26 protein-coding genes are annotated in these 21,425 nt (G+C 35.0%); 16 read left to right on the top strand and 10 right to left on the bottom strand.

Features of this window, described 5'->3' with window-relative positions:
* Positions 1–555, bottom strand: a 555-nt coding sequence (locus JFL43_RS03730) for a DUF4372 domain-containing protein (protein WP_200748003.1), incomplete at its 3' end; no start/stop codon positions are given.
* A 342-nt stretch (positions 556–897) separates the two neighbouring features.
* Here JFL43_RS03730 and JFL43_RS03735 point away from each other — a divergent pair.
* From JFL43_RS03735 to phoU, 7 genes are all read left to right on the top strand, one after another.
* Positions 898–1,377 carry a hypothetical protein gene (locus JFL43_RS03735; RefSeq protein ID WP_200748004.1) on the top strand — a complete coding sequence of 160 codons (480 nt, stop codon included), beginning with the start codon at positions 898–900 and terminating at the stop codon, positions 1,375–1,377.
* Between the two features lie 25 nt (positions 1,378–1,402).
* Positions 1,403–2,272 carry a hypothetical protein gene (locus JFL43_RS03740; RefSeq protein WP_200748005.1) on the top strand — a complete coding sequence of 290 codons (870 nt, stop codon included), beginning with the start codon at positions 1,403–1,405 and terminating at the stop codon, positions 2,270–2,272.
* A 427-nt stretch (positions 2,273–2,699) separates the two neighbouring features.
* On the top strand, positions 2,700–3,674 hold the full coding sequence (locus tag JFL43_RS03745; RefSeq protein WP_200748006.1) for a PstS family phosphate ABC transporter substrate-binding protein: 975 nt from the start codon (positions 2,700–2,702) through the stop codon (positions 3,672–3,674).
* Positions 3,675–3,750: 76 nt separating this feature from the next.
* Complete coding sequence (pstC, locus tag JFL43_RS03750) at positions 3,751–4,692, top strand: phosphate ABC transporter permease subunit PstC (RefSeq protein ID WP_407701956.1); 942 nt, start codon at positions 3,751–3,753, stop codon at positions 4,690–4,692.
* The gene (gene pstA / locus JFL43_RS03755) at positions 4,692–5,573 is read left to right on the top strand and encodes a phosphate ABC transporter permease PstA (protein WP_234447583.1); all 882 of its coding nucleotides are present in this window, start codon (positions 4,692–4,694) and stop codon (positions 5,571–5,573) included. Before pstC ends, pstA begins: the two co-directional genes overlap by 1 nt.
* Before the next feature lie 19 nt (positions 5,574–5,592).
* Entirely contained in the window at positions 5,593–6,420 is an 828-nt protein-coding gene (gene pstB / locus JFL43_RS03760; protein WP_200748008.1) for a phosphate ABC transporter ATP-binding protein PstB, read from the top strand.
* Positions 6,421–6,435: 15 nt separating this feature from the next.
* On the top strand, positions 6,436–7,095 hold the full coding sequence (gene phoU, locus JFL43_RS03765; protein ID WP_200748009.1) for a phosphate signaling complex protein PhoU: 660 nt from the start codon (positions 6,436–6,438) through the stop codon (positions 7,093–7,095).
* A gap of 414 nt (positions 7,096–7,509) precedes the next feature.
* On the opposite strand, the gene JFL43_RS03770 is transcribed toward phoU, so the two are convergent.
* Both JFL43_RS03770 and JFL43_RS03775 read right to left on the bottom strand, forming a co-directional pair.
* Positions 7,510–7,989: an endolytic transglycosylase MltG gene (locus JFL43_RS03770; protein ID WP_200748010.1), complete on the bottom strand. Its 480-nt coding sequence runs from the start codon at positions 7,987–7,989 to the stop codon at positions 7,510–7,512.
* Positions 7,986–8,360 carry a hypothetical protein gene (locus JFL43_RS03775; RefSeq protein ID WP_100794235.1) on the bottom strand — a complete coding sequence of 125 codons (375 nt, stop codon included), beginning with the start codon at positions 8,358–8,360 and terminating at the stop codon, positions 7,986–7,988. Before JFL43_RS03775 ends, JFL43_RS03770 begins: the two co-directional genes overlap by 4 nt.
* A 227-nt stretch (positions 8,361–8,587) precedes the next feature.
* On the opposite strand from JFL43_RS03775, the gene rpmG reads away from it, so the two are divergent.
* The 5 genes from rpmG to JFL43_RS03800 all read left to right on the top strand — a co-directional run bounded on the left by rpmG (position 8,588) and on the right by JFL43_RS03800 (position 12,958).
* The gene (gene rpmG / locus JFL43_RS03780; RefSeq protein WP_038186828.1) at positions 8,588–8,737 is read left to right on the top strand and encodes a 50S ribosomal protein L33; all 150 of its coding nucleotides are present in this window, start codon (positions 8,588–8,590) and stop codon (positions 8,735–8,737) included.
* Positions 8,738–8,805: 68 nt separating this feature from the next.
* A complete protein-coding gene (locus JFL43_RS03785; protein ID WP_200748011.1) occupies positions 8,806–9,411 on the top strand; it encodes a 5-formyltetrahydrofolate cyclo-ligase in 606 nt (201 codons plus the stop codon).
* Complete coding sequence (locus JFL43_RS03790; protein WP_100794233.1) at positions 9,395–9,601, top strand: YqgQ family protein; 207 nt, start codon at positions 9,395–9,397, stop codon at positions 9,599–9,601. Before JFL43_RS03785 ends, JFL43_RS03790 begins: the two co-directional genes overlap by 17 nt.
* Before the next feature lie 230 nt (positions 9,602–9,831).
* A complete protein-coding gene (locus tag JFL43_RS03795) occupies positions 9,832–11,730 on the top strand; it encodes an LTA synthase family protein (RefSeq protein WP_200748012.1) in 1,899 nt (632 codons plus the stop codon).
* Positions 11,731–11,860: 130 nt separating this feature from the next.
* Complete coding sequence (locus JFL43_RS03800) at positions 11,861–12,958, top strand: YqgU-like beta propeller domain-containing protein (protein ID WP_200748013.1); 1,098 nt, start codon at positions 11,861–11,863, stop codon at positions 12,956–12,958.
* A 55-nt stretch (positions 12,959–13,013) separates the two neighbouring features.
* On the opposite strand, the gene JFL43_RS03805 is transcribed toward JFL43_RS03800, so the two are convergent.
* Complete coding sequence (locus JFL43_RS03805; RefSeq protein ID WP_100794230.1) at positions 13,014–13,196, bottom strand: DUF2759 domain-containing protein; 183 nt, start codon at positions 13,194–13,196, stop codon at positions 13,014–13,016.
* Positions 13,197–13,373: 177 nt separating this feature from the next.
* Between JFL43_RS03805 and JFL43_RS03810 the strand changes: the two genes are divergently transcribed.
* Both JFL43_RS03810 and JFL43_RS03815 read left to right on the top strand, forming a co-directional pair.
* A complete protein-coding gene (locus JFL43_RS03810) occupies positions 13,374–14,015 on the top strand; it encodes an MBL fold metallo-hydrolase (RefSeq protein WP_200748014.1) in 642 nt (213 codons plus the stop codon).
* A 513-nt stretch (positions 14,016–14,528) separates the two neighbouring features.
* Positions 14,529–14,741 carry a hypothetical protein gene (locus tag JFL43_RS03815; protein ID WP_200748015.1) on the top strand — a complete coding sequence of 71 codons (213 nt, stop codon included), beginning with the start codon at positions 14,529–14,531 and terminating at the stop codon, positions 14,739–14,741.
* Positions 14,742–15,270: 529 nt separating this feature from the next.
* Here the strand turns inward: JFL43_RS03815 and JFL43_RS03820 are convergent.
* The 6 genes from JFL43_RS03820 to JFL43_RS03845 form a co-directional block, all read right to left on the bottom strand.
* A complete protein-coding gene (locus JFL43_RS03820; RefSeq protein WP_200748016.1) occupies positions 15,271–15,672 on the bottom strand; it encodes a hypothetical protein in 402 nt (133 codons plus the stop codon).
* 38 nt (positions 15,673–15,710) lie between these two features.
* Positions 15,711–15,965: a hypothetical protein gene (locus tag JFL43_RS03825; protein ID WP_200748017.1), complete on the bottom strand. Its 255-nt coding sequence runs from the start codon at positions 15,963–15,965 to the stop codon at positions 15,711–15,713.
* A 185-nt stretch (positions 15,966–16,150) separates the two neighbouring features.
* A complete protein-coding gene (locus tag JFL43_RS03830; RefSeq protein ID WP_200748018.1) occupies positions 16,151–16,468 on the bottom strand; it encodes a hypothetical protein in 318 nt (105 codons plus the stop codon).
* A 423-nt stretch (positions 16,469–16,891) separates the two neighbouring features.
* Positions 16,892–17,239, bottom strand: coding sequence for a DUF6176 family protein (locus JFL43_RS03835; RefSeq protein ID WP_200748019.1), 348 nt, complete (start codon positions 17,237–17,239; stop codon positions 16,892–16,894).
* 752 nt (positions 17,240–17,991) lie between these two features.
* Positions 17,992–18,234 carry a DUF2626 family protein gene (locus JFL43_RS03840; RefSeq protein WP_200748020.1) on the bottom strand — a complete coding sequence of 81 codons (243 nt, stop codon included), beginning with the start codon at positions 18,232–18,234 and terminating at the stop codon, positions 17,992–17,994.
* 114 nt (positions 18,235–18,348) lie between these two features.
* The gene (locus JFL43_RS03845) at positions 18,349–19,044 is read right to left on the bottom strand and encodes a helix-turn-helix transcriptional regulator (RefSeq protein WP_200748021.1); all 696 of its coding nucleotides are present in this window, start codon (positions 19,042–19,044) and stop codon (positions 18,349–18,351) included.
* A 305-nt stretch (positions 19,045–19,349) separates the two neighbouring features.
* Between JFL43_RS03845 and comGA the strand changes: the two genes are divergently transcribed.
* A complete protein-coding gene (gene comGA / locus JFL43_RS03850; protein ID WP_200748022.1) occupies positions 19,350–20,381 on the top strand; it encodes a competence type IV pilus ATPase ComGA in 1,032 nt (343 codons plus the stop codon).
* Positions 20,350–21,420: a competence type IV pilus assembly protein ComGB gene (comGB, locus tag JFL43_RS03855; RefSeq protein WP_325166629.1), complete on the top strand. Its 1,071-nt coding sequence runs from the start codon at positions 20,350–20,352 to the stop codon at positions 21,418–21,420. Before comGA ends, comGB begins: the two co-directional genes overlap by 32 nt.
* Positions 21,421–21,425 lie beyond the last annotated feature (5 nt).

Here is a 21,425-nt window from a genome sequence, read left to right on the forward strand (position 1 = left end):
GTCATCTACCATGACTTCGAGTTGATTGCGATCATGTTCCTTCGCTGTGGTGAGTACTGTTTTTTCGGGATAAGACGTTCCTTTTTCCATGAACACCAGGCGTAAGTGAAGCATAACGCCCGCTTTTGTTTTACGAAATTCAGCCCATTTGTGATTCGTTAAATTAAGAGGTAATGTACTCGAATCAATGATTTTTAAAGGCATGACGCTTTTCGAGAGATTCGTTTTTTGGTGGATTTGAACGACTAAATCAAGGAAAAGCTGTTGGAAGATGTCTGGATTCATGCCGTTCAATCTGCGTGATAGCTGGGAAATACTGATGGATTCTAAGTTCGTGCCTTTTTGAAGATGTTCGTCGAAAAGACAATCACTCAGCGCATATAGACTTTCGGTTTCCTGTAGCTGCGCAAAAAGCAGTAATTTTAAGAATGAATCCGTCGTAAGTTTTTTCGTATAAGCATCTAATTTCATCGTTTTCACGTTTTCTTCAAAAAGTTGAAGATTTATGGGTAAAAACCATTGTCCAAATGATGTTTCTCGTGTAATCTTGTCCATACGTAGTTCCTTTATTAGTGGATTTGGACGGGTTACCACCTGACTTTATCATTTATAAAGGACTTTTTTTATGCACAAAACAAGATTATTGAACATTTTGAGTGTTTTTAAAACTAAAGTTATTTTAATGCAACGCTAGTGAAAAATATTAAAAAAATAGGAATTGAAATATTTATATATTATATAAATATGGTAATTTAACATATTTATAATTTAATTAATAGATTTTTATCTTAAAAGGAAATATTATCATTGTAAAACAATTGCATGAATGGTATCTTATAATAGAATAATAAAATATTATATTATTCCAGATATTACAAAGAGAGAAGGATGTTTTTTATGAAAAAGTTTCTAGCGTGTATATTTACCATTCTATTATGTAGTACTATGCTAAGTATTCCAAATACATTAGCGGCCACTCTATATCTCGATAATGATGACCCGATTGGTAAAACATGGTCAGATGGGACTTGGGGTTATGCTAAGAGCAGTACAGGTTACAGAGGTGATCACAGGATTGCATATGGAAAAGGAAATGAATATCATTGGAATTTTGATTTTCCTGGGACTGGAAAGAAAAAAATCTATTATGTGTATCTATCAAATGCTGCATTTACAAATACAAAAGCAGTATATTATGGATCAAATATGAGTGGTACTGAAATGTATACATTAGGAGAAATAAATCAAAATAAAGCAAAACCAGGATGGGTTCAAATTAATAGTACTGGATATACTGGAAGTAATTATTGTTTAGCGGTTGGTACAAATGGTAGTACAGCTGGTACAGGAGCCGATGGTGCAAAAGTAGAATATTAGGACATGATTAGTAGGTGAATATTTTATGAAAAAAAGAGTTGCTATTTTTTATTCAATAAGTATTATTTTGATAGGGATATGGTTACTTATTAATAATAATTTTTCTTCTACTCATAATAAAACTACGGATAATACATCAACTTTGAAAATTGGAAATAAGATTAAAAAAGACGATATTCAAGGTAAAATGCTGAATTCAATAGATTATTATAATAAAGTAAAAGGTTCATTTGTGATAGATAATAAATCCAGTAATTCCAATATTGAGATAGAATATTTTGTTGATACAAAAAAAAATAATTCAAAAACTGAAGGTATTTTAGAAGGTTCTTCAATAGAGCTCGTCCATAATGGTTCGAATAATACTAGGATAGAAATTGATAGAACGAATAAAGTTTTCAAAGTTATGAAAACAGTTCCACCAGAAGACCTTAGTGACATAGATGAAAATGAATTAGACAAATCTGTGAAAAGTAGATATGAATATGGTAATGATGGAGTAGTGTATGTTTTTAGAAACGACCCAACTTATATGGGAATTGCTAGTGAATCTTTATTTCCACAAGAAACTGCTTTATGGTATCTTGAGGATCAGTCACTTTGGAGTATAAAAAAACATACTGAGAACATTCTCGGAAGAGAAGTAGTTGTGATTGATGGTGAATTTGAAGATTATTATGTGAAAAATCGTGGTGCTACAAGTTATAAACTTTGGGTTGATATTAAGACTGGAATACTTCTTCAACTTGAGGAGTATAATAATGAGGAAATAATAAATTCTCTTTATACTAAATCAATTGAAGTAGATAGAAAAAGTTTTAGACAGACTAACCTAAATGAAAATATTTTTAATGTAACTCCACCGAAAGGTTATAAAGAAATGACCCGTGAATAATTTCGGGGATTCTAAAAAGCATGGAACTTGTATAGTACAAGTTCCATGCCTTTTTATCGATTTTTTCAAATTTAGAAATATATAAATATGAAAATTAATCTTAATGTTTACACGTTATTCAAATAACGTACATATTTTATAGCAATTCTTTTTCATGCACGTAACAGTTTTTCTTTGATAGCATTATGAAGAAAGATACAGAATAATTTCGAGTTTCTTCTATTAATATAGTAAAGCGCCTTACATTGTACAAAATACAATGTAAGGCGCTTTTTTTGTATACAATGTTGCAAAAATCGACAGTACTTTACAAAGCATTTACAATACCTTTATATAACCTTACATTCCATTTATATGTCCTCAACATGCCTCCTTTATAGTTAGCAGTGTAGTAAACAAACATAAAAATCTTAGGGGGAACAAACAGATGAAAAACTGGAAGTACTTCATGATGACATCAATCGTAGGCTCGGCACTGTTGTTAGGAGCATGTAGCAGTGACAAAGAAGAAGGAAGCAAAACGTCAAATAGCGGTGCAACTAGCTCAGAGACAAATGCTGGTGCAAGTGAACAACTAGAAGGAAAATTAGCAGGCGATGGTTCTTCAACTGTAGCACCAATCATGGAGGCAATCGTAGAGGAATATACAGCTGTTCAACCTAAAGTACAAGTTTCAGTAGGTGTCTCTGGAACTGGTGGTGGGTTTGAGAAATTTATCGCAGGTGAGACAGACTTCTCAAACGCATCACGTGAAGTTAAAGAAGAAGAGGCTGCTAAGTTAAAAGAAGCAGGCATTGACTATACAGAAATGAAAATTGCATACGATGGATTATCAATCGTAGTGAATAAAGACAATGATTGGATAGAGGGCCTTACAGTCGAACAATTAAAAAAAGTTTGGGTTGAAGATGGTAAAGAAAAGAAATGGTCTGATATAGATCCGTCTTGGCCTAAAGAAAAAATCATCTACTATTCACCAGGTACTGCTTCAGGAACATACGATTACTTTGATGAAGTCATTTTAGACGGTAAAGACTTAGTGAAAAAAGCAACTCTATCAGAAGATGATAATGTACTAGTAAAAGGTGTACAGGGCGATAAAAATGCCATTGGGTTTTTCGGCTATGCTTACTACTTAGCGAATAAAGACAACTTGAAAATTGTAAAAGTGGGCGGCGTTGAACCAACAAATGAAACAATCAAATCTGGTGAGTACACACCACTTTCAAGACCATTATTCGTCTACGTGAAAAATAGTGCAGTAAAAGAAAATGCAGCATTATATGACTTTATGAAATATGCGCTTGAAAATGCAGGTGAAATGGCTGAGGCAGTAGGATATGTTAGAACACCTGATGAAGATTATAAAAAAGATTTAGATGCACTAGAGGGCTTGAAATAATCACTGAAAAGTAAGGGGAGCGAGTAGCAAAACGCTATCTGCTGCCCTTTTTGTGAAGGGGGACTTCAACTTGGTTATGAAACAACCAGCAGAGAAATTGTCTGTTCAAGAGTTAATTGCACAATCTCGCAGTAAAAGATCCAAAAAAGTGGTGGAGAAAATAATGCCTATATTATTGTTCATTACCGCTTTAATTTCTGTATTGACAACGTTTGGCATTGTCTTTACGCTAATTTTCGAAACGATTGAATTCTTTACGAAAGTATCTGTTATCGATTTCTTATTTGGAACAGAATGGTTGCCATTCTCGGGTAAAGAGCCGATGTACGGTATATTGCCACTCATTTTAGGAACATTGAAGGTTACATTCATTGCCGTGCTAGTAGCAGTTCCACTTGGTATTGCTGCAGCAATCTTCCTTAGTGAATATGCAAGTGATCGTACACGCCGTTTGATCAAACCGGTTTTAGAAGTTTTAGCAGGTATACCAACAATTGTTTATGGATTCTTTGCCTTAACATTTGTCACACCTGTTTTACAGGAAATTATCCCGGGTCTAAAAATATTTAATGCGTTAAGTCCAGGAATTGTTGTCGGTATAATGATTTTACCGATGATTGCCTCACTTTCTGAAGATGCGATGACATCTGTACCGAACGCAATGCGTGAAGGTGCATTAGCACTTGGCTCAACAAAACTGGAAGTAGCCATCAAGATTGTTTTACCAGCAGCATTATCAGGGATTTTAGCTTCGGTCGTACTAGCAGTATCCCGCGCAATTGGTGAAACAATGATTGTTTCGCTTGCTGGAGGTGCGACGCCTAAGTTTGACTTTAACGTAACTGACTCAATACAAACGATGACAGCTTATATAGTGCAAGTTTCAACGGGTGATGCAGGATATGGCACAACAATTTACTACTCGATTTACTCAGTAGGATTCACGCTATTCCTCTTCACATTGCTTATGAATTTACTCGCACATTTCATTTCAAAACGCTTTAGGGAGGAATACTGATGGTGAAATATGTAGATCATGTGCAAGTTGTGAAACGGATGAATGGACGACTTGTTGTGAACAAGATGTTTAAAATCGTATTTCTCTTAGCAACACTCTTTGCGTTAGCGGCACTTGGTGTTTTAGTTTATCGTATGTTCGATCAAGGATGGGGTTATTTATCAGCAGACTTTATCACAAACTTTGCTTCTCGTTTCCCAGAAAAAGCAGGTATTAAAGCGGCACTTATTGGCTCCATGTGGTTAATGGTTGTTGTGGCGCCGATTTCATTATTACTTGGTGTTGGAACAGCCATTTATTTAGAAGAGTATGCGAAGCAAAATAGATTGAATGATTTTATTCGCATGAATATATCCAATTTAGCAGGAGTTCCTTCTATTGTGTTTGGTTTACTCGGCTTAACTATTTTCGTTCGCTCACTAGCTTTAGGAAAAAGTGTTCTAGCGGCAGGGCTTACGATGAGTTTGCTAATCTTGCCAGTCATTATCGTAGCTGCACAAGAAGCAATTCGGGCTGTACCAAAAGAATTGCGCGAAGCATCGTACGGTATGGGGGCGACGAAGTGGCAAACCATTTTAAAAGTCGTGTTGCCATCTGCAGTGCCAGGGATTTTAACAGGAAGCATTTTAGCCTTATCTCGAGCAGTAGGAGAGACAGCGCCACTCGTTGTTTTAGGAATTCCAGTAATCGTACATTTCTTACCTAATGGCATTTTGAGTGAATTTACAGCATTACCAATGCAAATCTTTGACTGGGCAAAACGTCCACAAGAGGAATTCCAATATGTTGCAGCGGCCGGTATTCTAGTATTAATGACATTTTTAGTCATCTTGAATTCAATTGCTGTCTTTATACGAAATAAATTTCAAAATCGCTATTAAAAACTAGGGGGCTTCAAAGATGGTTAAACTTTCAGTAAAAGACGTATATGTAGCAAAAGGACAAAATTTAAAAGTAGTTTCAAAAGAAGAAAAACAAACAGTGTATCATTCGAAAAAGTTGAATTTGTGGTACGGCGAACATCATGCATTAAAAGATATTGATCTAGAAATGAAAGAGAATGAAGTAACGGCTATTATTGGGCCATCTGGTTGCGGTAAATCAACGTATATTAAAACATTAAATCGTATGGTTGAACTAGTGCCATCCGTTTGTACACAGGGTGAAATCTTATACCGTGAGCGCAATATTTTGGACAACAAATACCAAGTTGAAGAATTACGCACAAAAGTGGGGATGGTATTCCAAAAACCCAATCCATTTCCTAAATCTATTTACGATAATATTGCCTACGGTCCACGAATTCATGGCATTAAAAATAAAAAAGTGCTCGATGAAATTGTTGAAAAAAGTTTGCGAGGAGCAGCAATTTGGGATGAAGTAAAAGATCGTTTAAACCAAAATGCGTATGGCTTATCGGGTGGTCAGCAACAACGTATTTGTATCGCAAGATGTCTAGCGATTGAGCCAGATGTTATTTTAATGGATGAGCCAACGTCAGCGCTAGATCCAATTTCTACATTAAAAGTGGAAGAGCTAGTACAGGAGTTAAAAGAGAATTTCTCTATCATTATTGTGACGCACAATATGCAGCAAGCAGCGCGTATATCCGATAAAACAGCATTCTTCTTAAATGGAGAAGTAATTGAGTATGAGGCTACGAACCATATTTTCTCTACACCTACGGATAAGAGAACAGAAGATTATATTTCCGGAAGATTTGGTTAAGGAGGAATAGTAGTAATGACAGTTCGTGAAAAATTCGAAAATGATTTACACCGAGTACAAGGCCTGATGTTAGATTTATGCCATATGTCTATTCATGCATTAGAAAAATCAGTTGAGGCCCTTTTCGAGCAAGATATTGATGCGGCTTTAGTATTGATGGATCAAGACCGCTTTATAAATAGATTAGAAGAGCATATTAATGATGAAGTAATTTTATTAATCGCCAAACAGCAACCGGTTGCGACTGATTTACGTCGCTTAATCGTCATGATTAAAGCGGCCTCTGATATGGAGAGAATTGGAGATTATGCGGTAAATATAGCGAAGGAAACAATTCGCCTTGGGCAAACAAAAGTGGTGTATCCTACTGAAAAAATTGCACAAATGCGTGATCAAGCCATTGCGATGTTAAAAGGCATGGTGCAGGCATTTATCGATGAGGATATGCAAAAAGCGAAAGAAATTGCACTCTTGGATGATCAAATTGATACATTATATGGTGAGGCTATTGTTGAGATTTTAAATACACCAACAGAAAATATGAAGGATATTGGACAAGTGGCACAGTTATCATTTGTATGTCGCTATTTAGAACGCTCTGCAGATCATGCCACCAATTTGGCAGAGCTATTATTTTACTTAGTAAAGGGTAAGCATTATGAATTGAACCAATAGAAATCTACACTAAAAAAGCAAGCTGACTATTTGTCGGCTTGCTTTTTCTGGAAATTCTAAAATTAATGCTTTTTATAAAGTTTCAATTGGAATGAATTCAATCTTTGGCTTTGGTCGCCAATGGAATTAGTATTAATAAGATAATGAAAAATAGTGCGAATCTTATTATCAGCCTAATCCTACTATCCTCCTTTACCCACTTTTGAATAGGATGTATGAAATGTCCGCTTGTACTTATGGAAATATGCTGATCAATTAAATTCACATTTTTCTGGTGCCTCTTCTAATGACGAAAGACTTTTTAGAATCTCTGTACAATAAGACCTGAGCCTCTACATAAAAGAACGCCCATTAAGTTAGTTTTACACTTAATGGGCGTTCTGCTTTTTAGATGATGTATGAGCATATATACTGTTATTTACTACGTGTAATTTTTTTTGCAATCTGAGCAGTTGTCATATTGACTGTTAGATCGTAAGAGCCAATTTGAAGACTTGATGCTTTGTCGTTTTTAATGATGTAAAGCTCGAAGTCACCGGCGTCTTTAATCATACCAGCCTTTTCAAGTGTTTCACTTACTTCTGATGTTCCCATGCCTTTTTTTATGACAAGTGTGTACGAATTTACTTGTTTCTTAGCTAGGGTCTTTGTAGTGACTGTATTGTTTTTTAACGCGTTGTAATCTGTTTGGATTTTAGCGAGCTGCTCTTTTGCTTCAGCTGCCTCAACGTTGATTGTTTCTAGTTCATTTTTCTTAATAATAACTGAACCTTTCGGCAAGTTTGCTTTAGCTGCTTCTGTGTTGTCATCTTGAGTTAAAAAGTCTGCTGTAGTGAAGCTAGCACCTGCTACAAAAAGTGCGATGCCAAATGCACGGATGGATGATTTTCTCATACGCGGCTGCCTCCAGCTAAAAGAACCTCTTGTACTTGCTCGATGGTTAAAGAGGAGCGCTTACTAATTTCAGGTACAGTATAACCTTGCTTATGTAGCGCTTGCACCTGACTGACGATAATTTGGTGAATACCTTTTGATGATGCAGCTGTAGGAGCAGTTGTTTTTTTGGGCTTTCCAATCATTTTGGGCTCTAATAATAGTTCTTCCTCAATGATTTTTAAACGACGTTTCAATTGATGTGTCTCCTGATAGAAATTAAGAGAAAGCTCCTCAACATCGCCCTCCATTTGTGTCGAATGATCTTTGATAAAAAATGACGCGATTATTACGATAATTCCAATAATCATTAATATAGATGATAATTCCAAAATCCTTCACCTCAATAGGTTAAAATAGTTGTGTGTTCATTTTATCATAAAGTAGTCCATAATACTCCTACACATCAAACAGTATCCCACGTTTTGCTAAGGATTAGACGAAATTTCCATAAGAAATGACAGTAGATTTTTTTTGAAGTTATGATATAATGAGTTAGTCGTATAAATCATGCTCACTAAAGACATTTTATTCTTGATATAGAGTGGGAGGGGTAAAGATGCGCGTTAATATTACATTAGCTTGCACTGAATGTGGAGAACGTAACTACATTTCAAAGAAAAACAAGCGTAACAATCCAGAACGTCTTGAATTGAAAAAATATTGCTCTCGTGATAAGAAGAACACTCTTCACCGTGAAACGAAGTAATAACTGTTGCCAAAACCACGAGTGGTTTTGGCTTTTTCCATTTTATGGACTGAAAAGGAGAGAGCCCCTTGCATAAAAAAACACTACGTCAAGATATGAAAGCTAAGCTTGCTGGAATGTCAGGAGCAGAGTATGATGCATACTCATTGGAAATTCAACAACGATTATTAAAAGATTCTTCTATTAAAAAAGCAAGCCTAATTGGCCTAACAATATCAGCCTTTCCAGAAGTGAATACAATGCCACTCATTGAAAAACTCTGGGCCCAAGGAAAGCGTGTTGCCGTTCCTAAATGCGAACCGAAAACACGTGCGATGATATTCTATGAAATTACATCATTCGATCAATTAGAAACGGTCTATATGCAACTAAAGGAACCCATTCCTACTTTAACAAAGGCAGTATCGAAGGAAGAAATTGAATGCTTAATCGTTCCGGGTGTTGTATTTGATGAATTAGGTTATCGTATCGGATTCGGTGGCGGCTATTATGATCGATATTTAGCGAATTATAACGGAATTTGTATTACGTTAGCATTTGCGTTGCAACTCGTACATAAAGTGCCGACAGATAAATTCGATTTACCGGTTCATAAAATAATTACGGAGACAGCTGTTATTGATTGTCACAGAAATAGAAAGGAGTCATATGCAGTCGATGAAAACAGTATATGATGTAATGCAATTTTTGAAACGCTTCGGTACTTTTATTTATACAAAGGATCGCCTAGCGGATTTAGAAATGATGGAGGATGAACTCAGAGAACTTTACAATTCAAAGTTAATGGACGTTAAGGATTACCAAATGGCGACGTTAATCCTACGCCAAGAAATGATGAAAATAAAAAGACAAAGACAACAATAGATGTTAAGGTAGTAGAATTAAGTTTCTACTGCTTCTTTAAATAAATGAAACTTTTACTTGTTTCATCCGTCTAATACAAGAGCACTGAATAAAAATATAAAATGAACTATATAATATTGGATGTAACATTTTTGTTGCGTTGTTGTAAAAAAAGGATTATGATATATTTTGTTTCTTTCATACACGGAACTGAAATTGTAAAGACGAAAGAAAGTAGGAGGATGTTAGGAATGAATTTTAAAAAAGCACCTAAACATTCAATTTTGGCTATAGCAATTATCGCCACTTGGATCAAGACTTATATAACCTATCAAACAAGTTTTGATATGAAAATTGAAAATACAATGCAACAACTTATTTTGTTTATCAACCCACTAAGTTTCTTGCTATTCATATTTGGGTTATCTTTGTTCTTTAAAACTGCAAAAGCACGTAACCGTTATATAATTATAACAAGTAGTATTCTAGCAATTGTTTTATATGCTAACGTTGCTGTCTATCGCTTCTTCGATGACTTTATAACACTACCAATGCTTTTCCAAACAAATAACTTTGGTGACTTAGGTAACTCTGCGTTATCTTCTATGTACTTCACAGATGTTTTCTACTTTACAGATGTTATTTTATTAATTTTAGCAGTTAAGTTTTTACCAGCTGCAAAAGAAATTTTCACTGTGAAGCCGAAAATGCGTCGTACGTATTTTGTATTATCATGTGCACTATTATTCTTAAACCTTGGTCTAGCTGAAACTGAACGTCCACAGTTACTAACACGTAGCTTTGACCGTGAAATTTTAGTGAAGAATATCGGTACGTACAACTACCATTTATATGATATTTACATTCAATCAAAATCACATGCGCAACGTGCATTAGCTGATGGTAGTGAGTTGACAGAAGTAACAAACTATGTGAAATCAAATCAAGCTAAAGTCGATGATAAAATGTTCGGTATTGGGAAAGAACGTAACGTCATTATTATCTCGCTTGAATCAACTCAAAACTTTGTCATTAATAATAAAATGAATGGTCAAGAAATTACACCATTCTTAAATTCATTAACAAAAGATAAAGATACATTCTACTTTGATAATTTCTATCATCAAACAGGTTTAGGAAAAACATCGGATGCTGAATTTATCGTAGAAAACTCTTTATTTGGTACAGGTCGAGGAGCTGTCTTCTTCACAAATAGTGGGAACACATTCAACTCGATGTCTGAACGTCTAAATCGTGAGGGCTATTATACTTCAGTGCTTCACTCAAATAACAAAAGTTTTTGGAACCGTGATATGATGTATCATGCTTTTGATATTAAAAAATTCTATGACATTGACTCATTTGAAACAACTGAAGAAAACTCCGTTAACTGGGGATTAAAAGATATTCCGTTTATGGAACAGTCCGTTGATATTATGAAAACAATGCCACAACCGTTCTACACTCGTATGTTAACATTAACAAATCACTACCCATTCACTTCTGATGAAGAGGATCAATTTATTGAACCTTATACATCTGGAGATGGTACAGTAAACCGTTATTTCCAAACTGTTCGTTATACAGATGAAGCGATAAAAGTACTATTCGACGATTTAAAAGCAAAAGGTTTATATGATAATTCTATCATTGTGATGTATGGTGACCACTATGGTATTTCAGAAAACCATAACAAAGCGATGGAACAATATTTAGGTAAAGAGATTACACCGCTTGAATCAGCTCAACTGCAACAAGTGCCATTCTTCGTGCATATTCCAAACTCAGGTGTTGGTAAAGTAATGCATGAAGTATCAGGTCAAATGGATATCCGACCAACAGTATTACATCTACTTGGTGTCGATACGTCAAATGACTTACAATTAGGTGCTGATTTATTCTCGAAAGATCACGAAGACTTTGTAACTTTCCGTGACGGCCGTTTTGTAACAGATAAATTTGTTTATGCTGGTGAAGTTTGTTATAACAAAGAAACGGGCGAGAAGGCAGAACCATCAGAATGTGAACCGTTTATTGAAAGAGCGAATACGAAATTAGATTACTCTGACCGTATTATTAACGGCGATCTACTACGCTTCTATGATGAAAATACAGGTAATTTAAAATCATCTAAAGCAGATGGTAAATAAGAATATAGTATTCTACCCACATGAAGCTATTCATGTGGGTTTTTTTATGAAAATCCATATTTTCCTACTTAAATTGAAACCTTTTTCATATATAATCGTATAATAGATGTAGGTGAAGAGGAGGCACAATATGAAAAAGACAATCGTGTATCTAGTCCTCACTTGTGCCATTTTTCTAGTTGGGTGTAATAAGAATGAAGAACCGAAACCAGATTCAGATGCGGAATTAAAGAACTCTGAAGAAATCGAACCAAAAAAGGTTGCGACAGATGTTCTGGACTATTCTATGAAAACAGAAAACTTACATAGTATTGTTGGCTTTTTGTCAGAAACAACGATTTTATATGTAGCATATGAGTCTGATAATTTCCACCTAGTATCTTACAATTTATTTACTGGTGAAAAAGAGACGATTTATACAGAAGCGGATCAAATCATTCAAGTAATGATCCACCCTTCTAAAAAGCAGATTATCGTTCATTCTTCCGTAAACTCCTCATCTGCAACGGTTAAGATAATTTCGTTGAAAGGGACCATCCTTCATAATATCGATATTCCATCCTCTGAATTATCGATTATATGGAATCCTTCCAATCCTCAATTAGTCGCCTTTACAGCATTTCAGGGGGATTTTTCGTACCAATGTTATGTCTATGAAGGTGAACAAGAAACGTTGCATAAGATTGATCCAAGCAACCCGTTTTTACTTTGGCAATCCGATGATATTCTACTTTATAACCGATGGGCAGCACGTCAGCTAAATGGCGGTACTATGATGGAATTGAATTGGAAAAACGGTCAGGAACATCCGACTGATTTGAAGAAAATTGTCTATTTAGATACGGACAAGGATGCTAGATTAACAGTTCAAATTGATTTTGAAACAGAACAGTTTTCTTATTTATTAAAGAATAAAAATAAGGAAGCAACTTGGCAAGCACCTGCATTAAGTAATTATTCACAATGGTTTGTACCAGATTTAATTTGGTTAGAGGATCAATCGATGATGGCTATTGTACCAACTGAAGGTGGCTTGATGGATAATTATTCAGGGAAATTTAAGTTGATGAAAATTTCAGGGGATAAAGTAGAAGAATTGGTAACGCTTGATGATTTTGCGATGATCAATTGTTCACCGAAAGGATCGCTTTGTTTATATGGTAATGAATTAGAACAAGCCATATCCTTTGAACCTTACAACAGTAAACAATGGTTAACACTTGAATAGAAGACATAAAAAAAGCTGTGGTATGAAACCACAGCTTTTTTTGTCCCACTTTTGATTAGTGAACAAGGGCTGGCGGGTAACCTTGATGTAAGACAGTCATAACTACAAACCATCCAAACACTGCAAATGTTGCAAAGTTAAAAGCAATTCCTAGAATGCTTTTTTCTTTAATAGATTGTACAGTGCCAACTAGAGCTAAGATTGCTACTAGGCCGAGAATAACCATTAATAAGTTCAATATAGACACTCCTTTCGACATCAGAAAATGAATGTCGCAAACAATATTCCTCTTCTATTGTAAAACTAATTAGGAAGTTTGTCGAGGATAAAAAATGACGTTTATATGAACGAATGAAGTCATTGTATGTATTTCATTTCGGAAAGGAATCTGTATAATATAGTGGAGGTGATAAGAATGTTAAATATTCGTACATATACATTAGGACCTGTTCAAACAAATTGCTATATTGTTTCGAACAAGCAGAAAGAATGTCTTATTTTTGACCCGGGTAGTGAAGGAGAACAGCTTGTACAGCAATTAAGAGCACTGAATTTGCGTCCATTAGCCATTTTGCTAACACATGCCCATTTTGATCATATCGGTGCTGTAGATGCAGTGAGAGCTGTTTTTGAAGTACCCGTTTATTTGCACAAGGCAGAAACGAATTGGTTACTCGATCCGATGAAAAACGGTTCTGGACGTTATGCTGAATTGCCGAATATTACAGTGCGCCCTGCAGACCACTTGCTAGATAAACCGCAGGAGTTAACTATTGGAACTTTTACATTTGATATTGTGCATACACCGGGGCATTCACCGGGAAGTGTTTCATTTATATTCAAAGATGAAGGTTTTGCAATAGTGGGAGATACATTATTCCAAGGTAGTGTAGGCCGTACAGATTTACTTGGCGGCAATGAAAAAGTATTATTGAAATCCATTCACGACCAGTTATTATCATTAGATGAGGATTTGATCGTCTATCCTGGTCATGGCGATGCGACTACTGTTGGAACTGAGATGGAGCAGAATCCATTTTTGAACGGATTTTTGTGAGTTATGTGGAATTAGCAGCTGATCTTCGTAGAAATGCGGAGGTCAGTTTTTTGTGGTTGATGGTGGATATTAGATTTGGGGCTTTGATGACAGGGGAATTGGCTATTATGACCCAAGAGGGAACTGTAGTAACTCATAGGTGAACTTTTATGACTCAAGGAGAAACTTTGATGACTGGAATTGGCTATTATGACTCAAGAGGGAACTGTAGTAACTCATAGGTGTTTTTTATGACCCAAGGAGAAATTTCCATGACTGGTATAGATTTTTGTGACTTTAATCAATAAGAATACGATTATCAGGTACGATAATCGTATTTTTATTTTTTTGTATTCACGAATAATAAATTTGTTTCAGAATAATATAGTCATTTAAAAGATAATAAAGATGTTTCAAAAAGCCCTTCACTCAAAAGTTCGAGTATCGGGCTCTTTGAATATCGTTTATAATATTTATATATATAATTTGGTAATTGAATCTTTGATAAAGGAGCAATTTCCGGAGGTGTTTAAAATGAACAAAGAAAATCATACAGATAGGACCAAAATGAGTGTAAAGCAGCAAGTATTGTTAGGTATCATATTAACTTTGATGATTATTAGCTTTTTGCTTTATGTAGTTTTAGGCATTGATTCTAAATGGATACAGATTTTGGATTTATTTATTATTTTACTTTGGGGAATATTATTATTTGGGCGATTAAAAGATACAAATGGAATCGGCTGAAAGTTGAATTAAAATCGTTCAATTATTGAAAGTAAGGGCGCATTATTAAAAAATTTCGAGATTTAAATTAAACACCTTTAATAACCTTCCACCTATTGTATGAATGGAAGGTTATTGTTTTTACCGTATCAAAAATAAATGACTTTATTATTTAGACACAGTTGCCGAGCTCGATCAAGAAACGAAATAAACTTTCCCTTTAAAATAACGTAGCCAGCTAATCGCAGTGTTGAAACGCGATTAGCTGGCTATTTTTTATATAATAGAAACAAAACCTTATGTAGCGATTATTACCCTATTAGCAAAATGGTTATTTTTTCAATAACTTTATTTATTGAATGACAGCAAAGGTCATCGTTAAGTAGGTGGATAAAGGCATTTTAACGACCGTTCTTGATAGGTGCTCCCCATTTGCTAAATTAAAAGCATTTATTTCACTGTCATTTAGACTCTGTGCAATGTCATAAATAACGTAATCATTATTCGAATAAAGTGAAAAGGAATTACTCGATTGTTTATTTATATTAATTTACTCAAACTTACCTGTTTTCAAGTCGATTGATGAACGCTGTAGAGAGCGGTTATCAACGACATACGCTTTATCGTGGGCTGTCGTCATACCAATTGGCTCCGATAAATCTTGCTTGACGCTTTGCGATAAAAAACGACCTGCTTCATCAATAACGTAAAAAGCTCCTGTATCGGAATCACTGAGACTTTTTAATTCCGAAAAGGCTAATAAATATTTGCCATTTTTCATCTCTAATGAGTCAGTTGCTTTGGGTAGGTTTTCTACGAGTGGCACCTCTTTCTCCTCTAAATAAGGGGAATACGCAATGTTAAGAAGAAGGCGTGGTAAAAAATAGCCTGCTGCTGCAATCACAATTAAAAAAACACCGATAATGTACAACCATTTATATTTCTTCATCATTATCTCCTATTTTATATCTTTAGTTATTTATACTATACTTATAGAATAATAGTATTATTAGACTTAAGTATTTCCATTGGCGTAACAACTGTATCAATCGTAATATAATCAACATCGATACCTTGCTCTAACCAAGCTCTCCATACCAATGATGAACAATAAAAATGACTAGTTCTACGCTTGTTAAGGAACTGATAACTATAGGGTTTGTTGGCATCCACTTGAGCCCTTGCATATTTATAAGCTCCTTCAGATTTCCCTTTAACTTTTAGAAGATAGACATCCTTTTTCATATTTCCCCTTCGATTATGGTACATCTCAGGTCCAGTTTTCTGCTCTCCTCCAACAATTCTCCCTTTAGGTGACCAGTCCAGCGCAAAAGATTCTATTGTATAATTTGTATTTTTAGAAACTAACGCACGATGACCAACTGACCAGTAAGAATTACTAGAACTATTACTACCATCTCTTGCATCAATTATAATATTTCCTTTTTCTCCAATAGCTGAACTTGCTGTTGCTCTTGCATTTTTTCTCTCGCAGCCTGTTCATATTGCTCAGATGTACCTTCTTGCATTGAGTGAGCCCATTTTAAGATATCTTCATCAGTCATATCATTATTTTGCATTGAAGTTACTGCATCATGTGCTTCCATTTCTGTTTTATTGAATTTTTCTTGAATTAATAGTTTAGCACTTCTTAATTCTTCGCCTTCTTGAGCGAATGCATATGTATTGATATTAGTACTTAATAATGCAAGCGTTAAAATACTCCCTATAATCATTTTTGATTTCAAAATAACCTCTCCATTCAATATATTATTTTAATATAATATATTTCTATTTAAGTAAAGAGAGGGGTTTTTAAAGAATATTCGTTTAGCTACTTTATGCTTAATATTATAGACAAGTCGATTCTTATTTCTTTATGTTAACGAATAATAAAGTTGTTACATTTATAATAAAGTTGTTACATTTATTATAAAGAGGTTCAAAAATAATTAAGTCGTTTAAAAGTACAGGTGAAAAACCGCAATACGAGATTTGAAAACAACTTTATTGTTTTCAAATCTCGTATGTTCTAAGATAACAAATCATTTTTAAATAACTTTAATAACCTTTGTCTAATTTAAAAGACGGAGGTTATTGTATTTCTAGGATCAAAATTAAACAATTTTCTTATCTCTACACATTTTGTATTTATTTCAAGATGATTGGCTTCAATTCATATAGCTTTGAATTTTGTTGGGAATCATTACGACTTCTGTTGATAAATCAACGGGCTTGAAAGTAGGGTCTATACATTCGTCCCAGTACTCTAAATGTTTTATATCAATCCAATGAGTGGATTCTTCGACATCTATTCCACCTTGTCCACGTACCGAATACCAGTATAAATATTCTTCGCCATTTAAAACTTCACGAAAAATAGTTTCAACGTACATTTTTTCAGCTTCTAAAGTGACGAGTACATCATCTAAATGATCATTAAGAAACTGTAACCATTCTGTTACTTTTTCAGATGCTCCTTTTTTTACTCTAAATCTTGTACATTCTACAGATAGCATATTATAATCCCTCCACTTACTTGTTAGAAAAGTAAACAAATGTATCTTTTGTTTAATTATATACAAATAAAAGGTTTTTGCAATGAAAAAATGCTCATTAATACATGAGGAAGGACTCAGTGAACGGTATGTATATTTTATAGTGGAAATTGGAATGTAATTTTTGAGGTTATCAATGTTTTTGGTATAAGTTTAAAAGTTAGATGAAGATTTTGAGTATTTAGATAAGATAGCCAGCTCCAGGCGCTAACGTAACGGCTCGGGGTTGTTTCCGTTCTCTCGGTCAAAGTCTGAAAAGATGACTTTGAATCTGGGCCGCACGATGCGGGTCACGCAGTCGTTGCCATAGAATGTAGGCTTTCTTAGACAGTGTTCCTATATACAAAGCTTGTCGCCGTTTAACGAGCGCCTTCAGCATTAAGATAAGATATCCAGCTTCAGCGGCCAGCCCCTCGAGGTCGTTTCCGTCTTCTCGGACAAAAGCTAAAGTGATGCTTTTGATTCGAAGACTCCAACGCTTGTCGGGGCTAGACGGGCCGCTTCAGCATTTAAGCATAAAAAAAAGAGGCTATGGATGCCTCTTTGGTTAGAAGATATGGATCTTCTTCATCTAGGGGATGTTTCTCACCATATATAATGGAGAGGGATTAAGTTAAGCTACAATTAGTATTATACCAAGTGTTTACATGGTGTCAATAGTGAAAAAAGGAAAAATAAAAAAGACAGCCGTGTGACTGTCTCTTTTATTACTATTAATGTCCAGCGCCTGCAACATGAATGAATGTAGTATAGTACGTGAAACCAGCGAAGAATACTGTTAAGTAAGCACCGAAAATGTACATATACATACGTTCTGTAAGGTTTAAGAATCCTAATAGAAGGAAAAACCCTGTGTTAGCTAAGAATAATAGTGAAGCTTCTGTCATACCACCTAAATAAAACATAACTGCGAAAATCCCTGTCCAGAAGCCCATTACTTTATACATATTATCCATGTATGATTCCCTCCTTTTGCGACGACACAATAATCTCTTATCCATTATAAATGATTTGAAACCAACATGTAAACCGCAACTTCGCCTAACTTTGTGACAAAGCAGTGTAGAAAATTAAATATCTATATGATAAGTGCAGTTTTTACAACTTTTGACCATACTATCCACTTGTACAAAATCTTTTACATTAAATAAATACTCAAATTGACCTTTTAAGAAAGACTCATGTAAATCACAAACGACTGATGCGTGTTTTTCGATTTGGCTATGGTAAGGGCAGTTGTATACTGCAAAATCAATCGTTTTCCCTTCTGGTTTATCGTGAATTACCGGAACGTAGCCGATTAATGCAGCAGCTTCCGTAATGATCTCTATACGCTCATCAAATGAAATTTGATTTTTATCCTTCTTTCGAGTTGATAGTATTGTTTGGATTTGCTCGACACCTTTTTTGTAACAAATCGTTTGACCAACTACTGCAGCATCGTCACCTAGCTCTACAATAATTTCTAATACCCATTGTAACATCTCCTCATAATTGCGTTGAGGGAAGGAAAGGGATAGTCCGTTTGAAATCGCTTTGTATATTCTACCTGGACGCCCGCCTTTGCCAGTTTTTTCATATTCAGATGTAATTACTTCAATCTCGGTTAATTTAGTCAAATGTAGGCGAGCTACGTTTGGATGAATGGAGAAATGGTCGGCAATATTTTGAACTGAGAAAGATTCTTTTTCTTGTAACATATATTGATAAATAGAGAATCTAGTTTCATCTGCCAATGTACTTGTAATTTTTAATGGATGCAACATGAAAGTGCTCCACCTCCTATATAGTTATCTTTATTATAAATCAATAATTCATATGTACCAGTCTAAAATCTGATAAATTTAAAATAATTAAGTAGAATAATGTAAAATAGTTAAAGATTACTAGGTTTAAGTTGGATAAAACTGCTTTTTACGTAGCTAAAAAGCCTTGAAATTCGACTTTGGCCTTTTTTAAGAATGTAAAATATTACTTTGATGATTTGTATATATTTTCTTTCTTTTCCAATGTATAATTTTGCTAACGGATAAGGAGCGGTCGTTATTCGTCGTGGTAGAAAGGAGGATATATGTCATTTACTGAGACGGTTGTGGAGCAGAAAAGTGTGCATTTATTGTTAAAGGCAATACATTTTGGTGCATCCGACTTACATTTAATGCCGAATAAAAATGATTATCTACTATACTTTCGAAAATATGGTCAGCTCGTATCTGCTGGTCAACTTCCCCTGGAATTAGGCGATCGTATGATTTCCTACTTTAAATTTCTCTCCTCTTTAGATATTAGTGATAAACGTAGACCTCAAAGCGGTTCATTTCAACAAGTTTTAAATGAACAGTCGATTGCGTTTCGTGTATCAACCCTACCTTCCGTTTTCATAAGGGAAAGCTTAGTCATTCGTATTATGTTACAGGATCATGCTATTCCACTTTCTTCCCTAAGTTTTTTTAAAGAATCAGCAAACCATTTATTGAAATTAGTGAAAAAAAGACAAGGGATTTTATTTTTCACTGGGCCGACCGGATGTGGCAAATCCACATCATTATACTCGCTTATCCATTATTGCTCCAATGAACTAAAAAAGCACGTCATATCCCTAGAAGACCCAGTGGAAAATAATCAATCGAATTTACTGCAAATTCAGGTAAATGAGAGGGCAGGTGTCACATACGCTAGCGGATTGAAAGCAATTTTAAGACATTCTCCTGACATAATTATGATTGGTGAAATTCGTGATCAGGAAACCGCTAAAATTGCCATTGAAGCTGCATTAACAGGGCATCTCGTTTTAACAACAATCCACTCAAGGGATACATTTGGATGTTTATTCCGTTTATTAGATTTGGGCGTTTCTTTAGAAGAGCTAAGGCAAACAGTAATCGGAGTTGTGGCGCAACGGTTAGTAAAAAAAGCAATCGCCCAAGATGAAGAAAAATTCGCGGCCATTTATGAAATATTAGCCGATGGTAATTTAGCAAAAGCTGTTGAACATGTAAAGTCCGGACAAAATTTCACACTACCATTTGAACTTTCTTTAGAAGGGCAAATGAAAGAAGGGGTGAGGCTGGGTGCAATTACAGCTCAAGTTTCAACGGTTTAGTAAAAAAAAGAAGCAAATCCTACCTAAGATTAAGGAGCAAGCCTCCTTTTTGAAAAAGATGAGTGTGTTATTAGAAGAAGGCTATACATTTCGAAACGCCTTATCGATGTTATTACCACATCATGTTGAAGAAGTATCGGAAGTGGAATCATTAATAGAGGAAAAGTTCCGGAGTGGCTCTAATATGAGTGAAATCCTCCAATTGCTTGGCTTTCAAAAAAACTATTTAATGACCGTGCATGTGGCAGAACAGCAAGGACGTGTTGTACGAGCACTTGATACCATTGCAAGGCAAATGAAGACGAAAGAAGAAACGCAAAAAAGACTGCAAAAGTTAATGGCATATCCTGCAATTTTGTTTGTCTTTTTAGTCATGCTCTTTTTCGCTTTTCGAACATACTTTTTGCCGAATATGTCGTCTATGATGCTTTCAAGAGAAGGTGATGTTAATATGTCAAAGCTTACCTTATCATCATTTTTCTTGCACATCCCAGACGTCTTAATTATCGCTGCGTGTGTAAGTATCCTCTTTGCTTTTTTTACTTGGAAAACGATTAGTAAAAAAGAAGTAGATTACCAAATGATCGTGTATTTGAAAATACCTATACTTTGCAGATGGTTTCGTCTCCAATTGACACGGCAGTTTGCGTATGAATTAGGAGGGCTTTTAGAAAGTGGCCTATCAATGCAAGACAGTTTAAGTATTTTAAAGCAACAGGATCTCCAACCGTTCATGGCGGAAATAGCAGGTAAAATTCGTGGGCGGGTTATTTTTGGTGAATCACTATCGACAGCAGTCAACCAGATGAAGATTTTTCAAAAGGGCTTTAATGTGTATATTGTGCACGGCGAAGAGGGTGGAAACCTTGGTAGAGAGCTCCAAATCTATAGTGATTTTCTGACTGATAGGACCGAAACGAACATGACTAAATTGCTAGCAATTGTTCAACCGTTACTTTTTTGTATTATTGCGCTTTGTATTTTAGGCGCTTATTTGGCAATTTTATTACCGATGTACGAAATGATGGAAATGGTGTAAGAAGG

Source organism: Viridibacillus soli (genome assembly GCF_016612995.1).
Lineage (GTDB): Bacteria > Bacillota > Bacilli > Bacillales_A > Planococcaceae > Viridibacillus > Viridibacillus soli.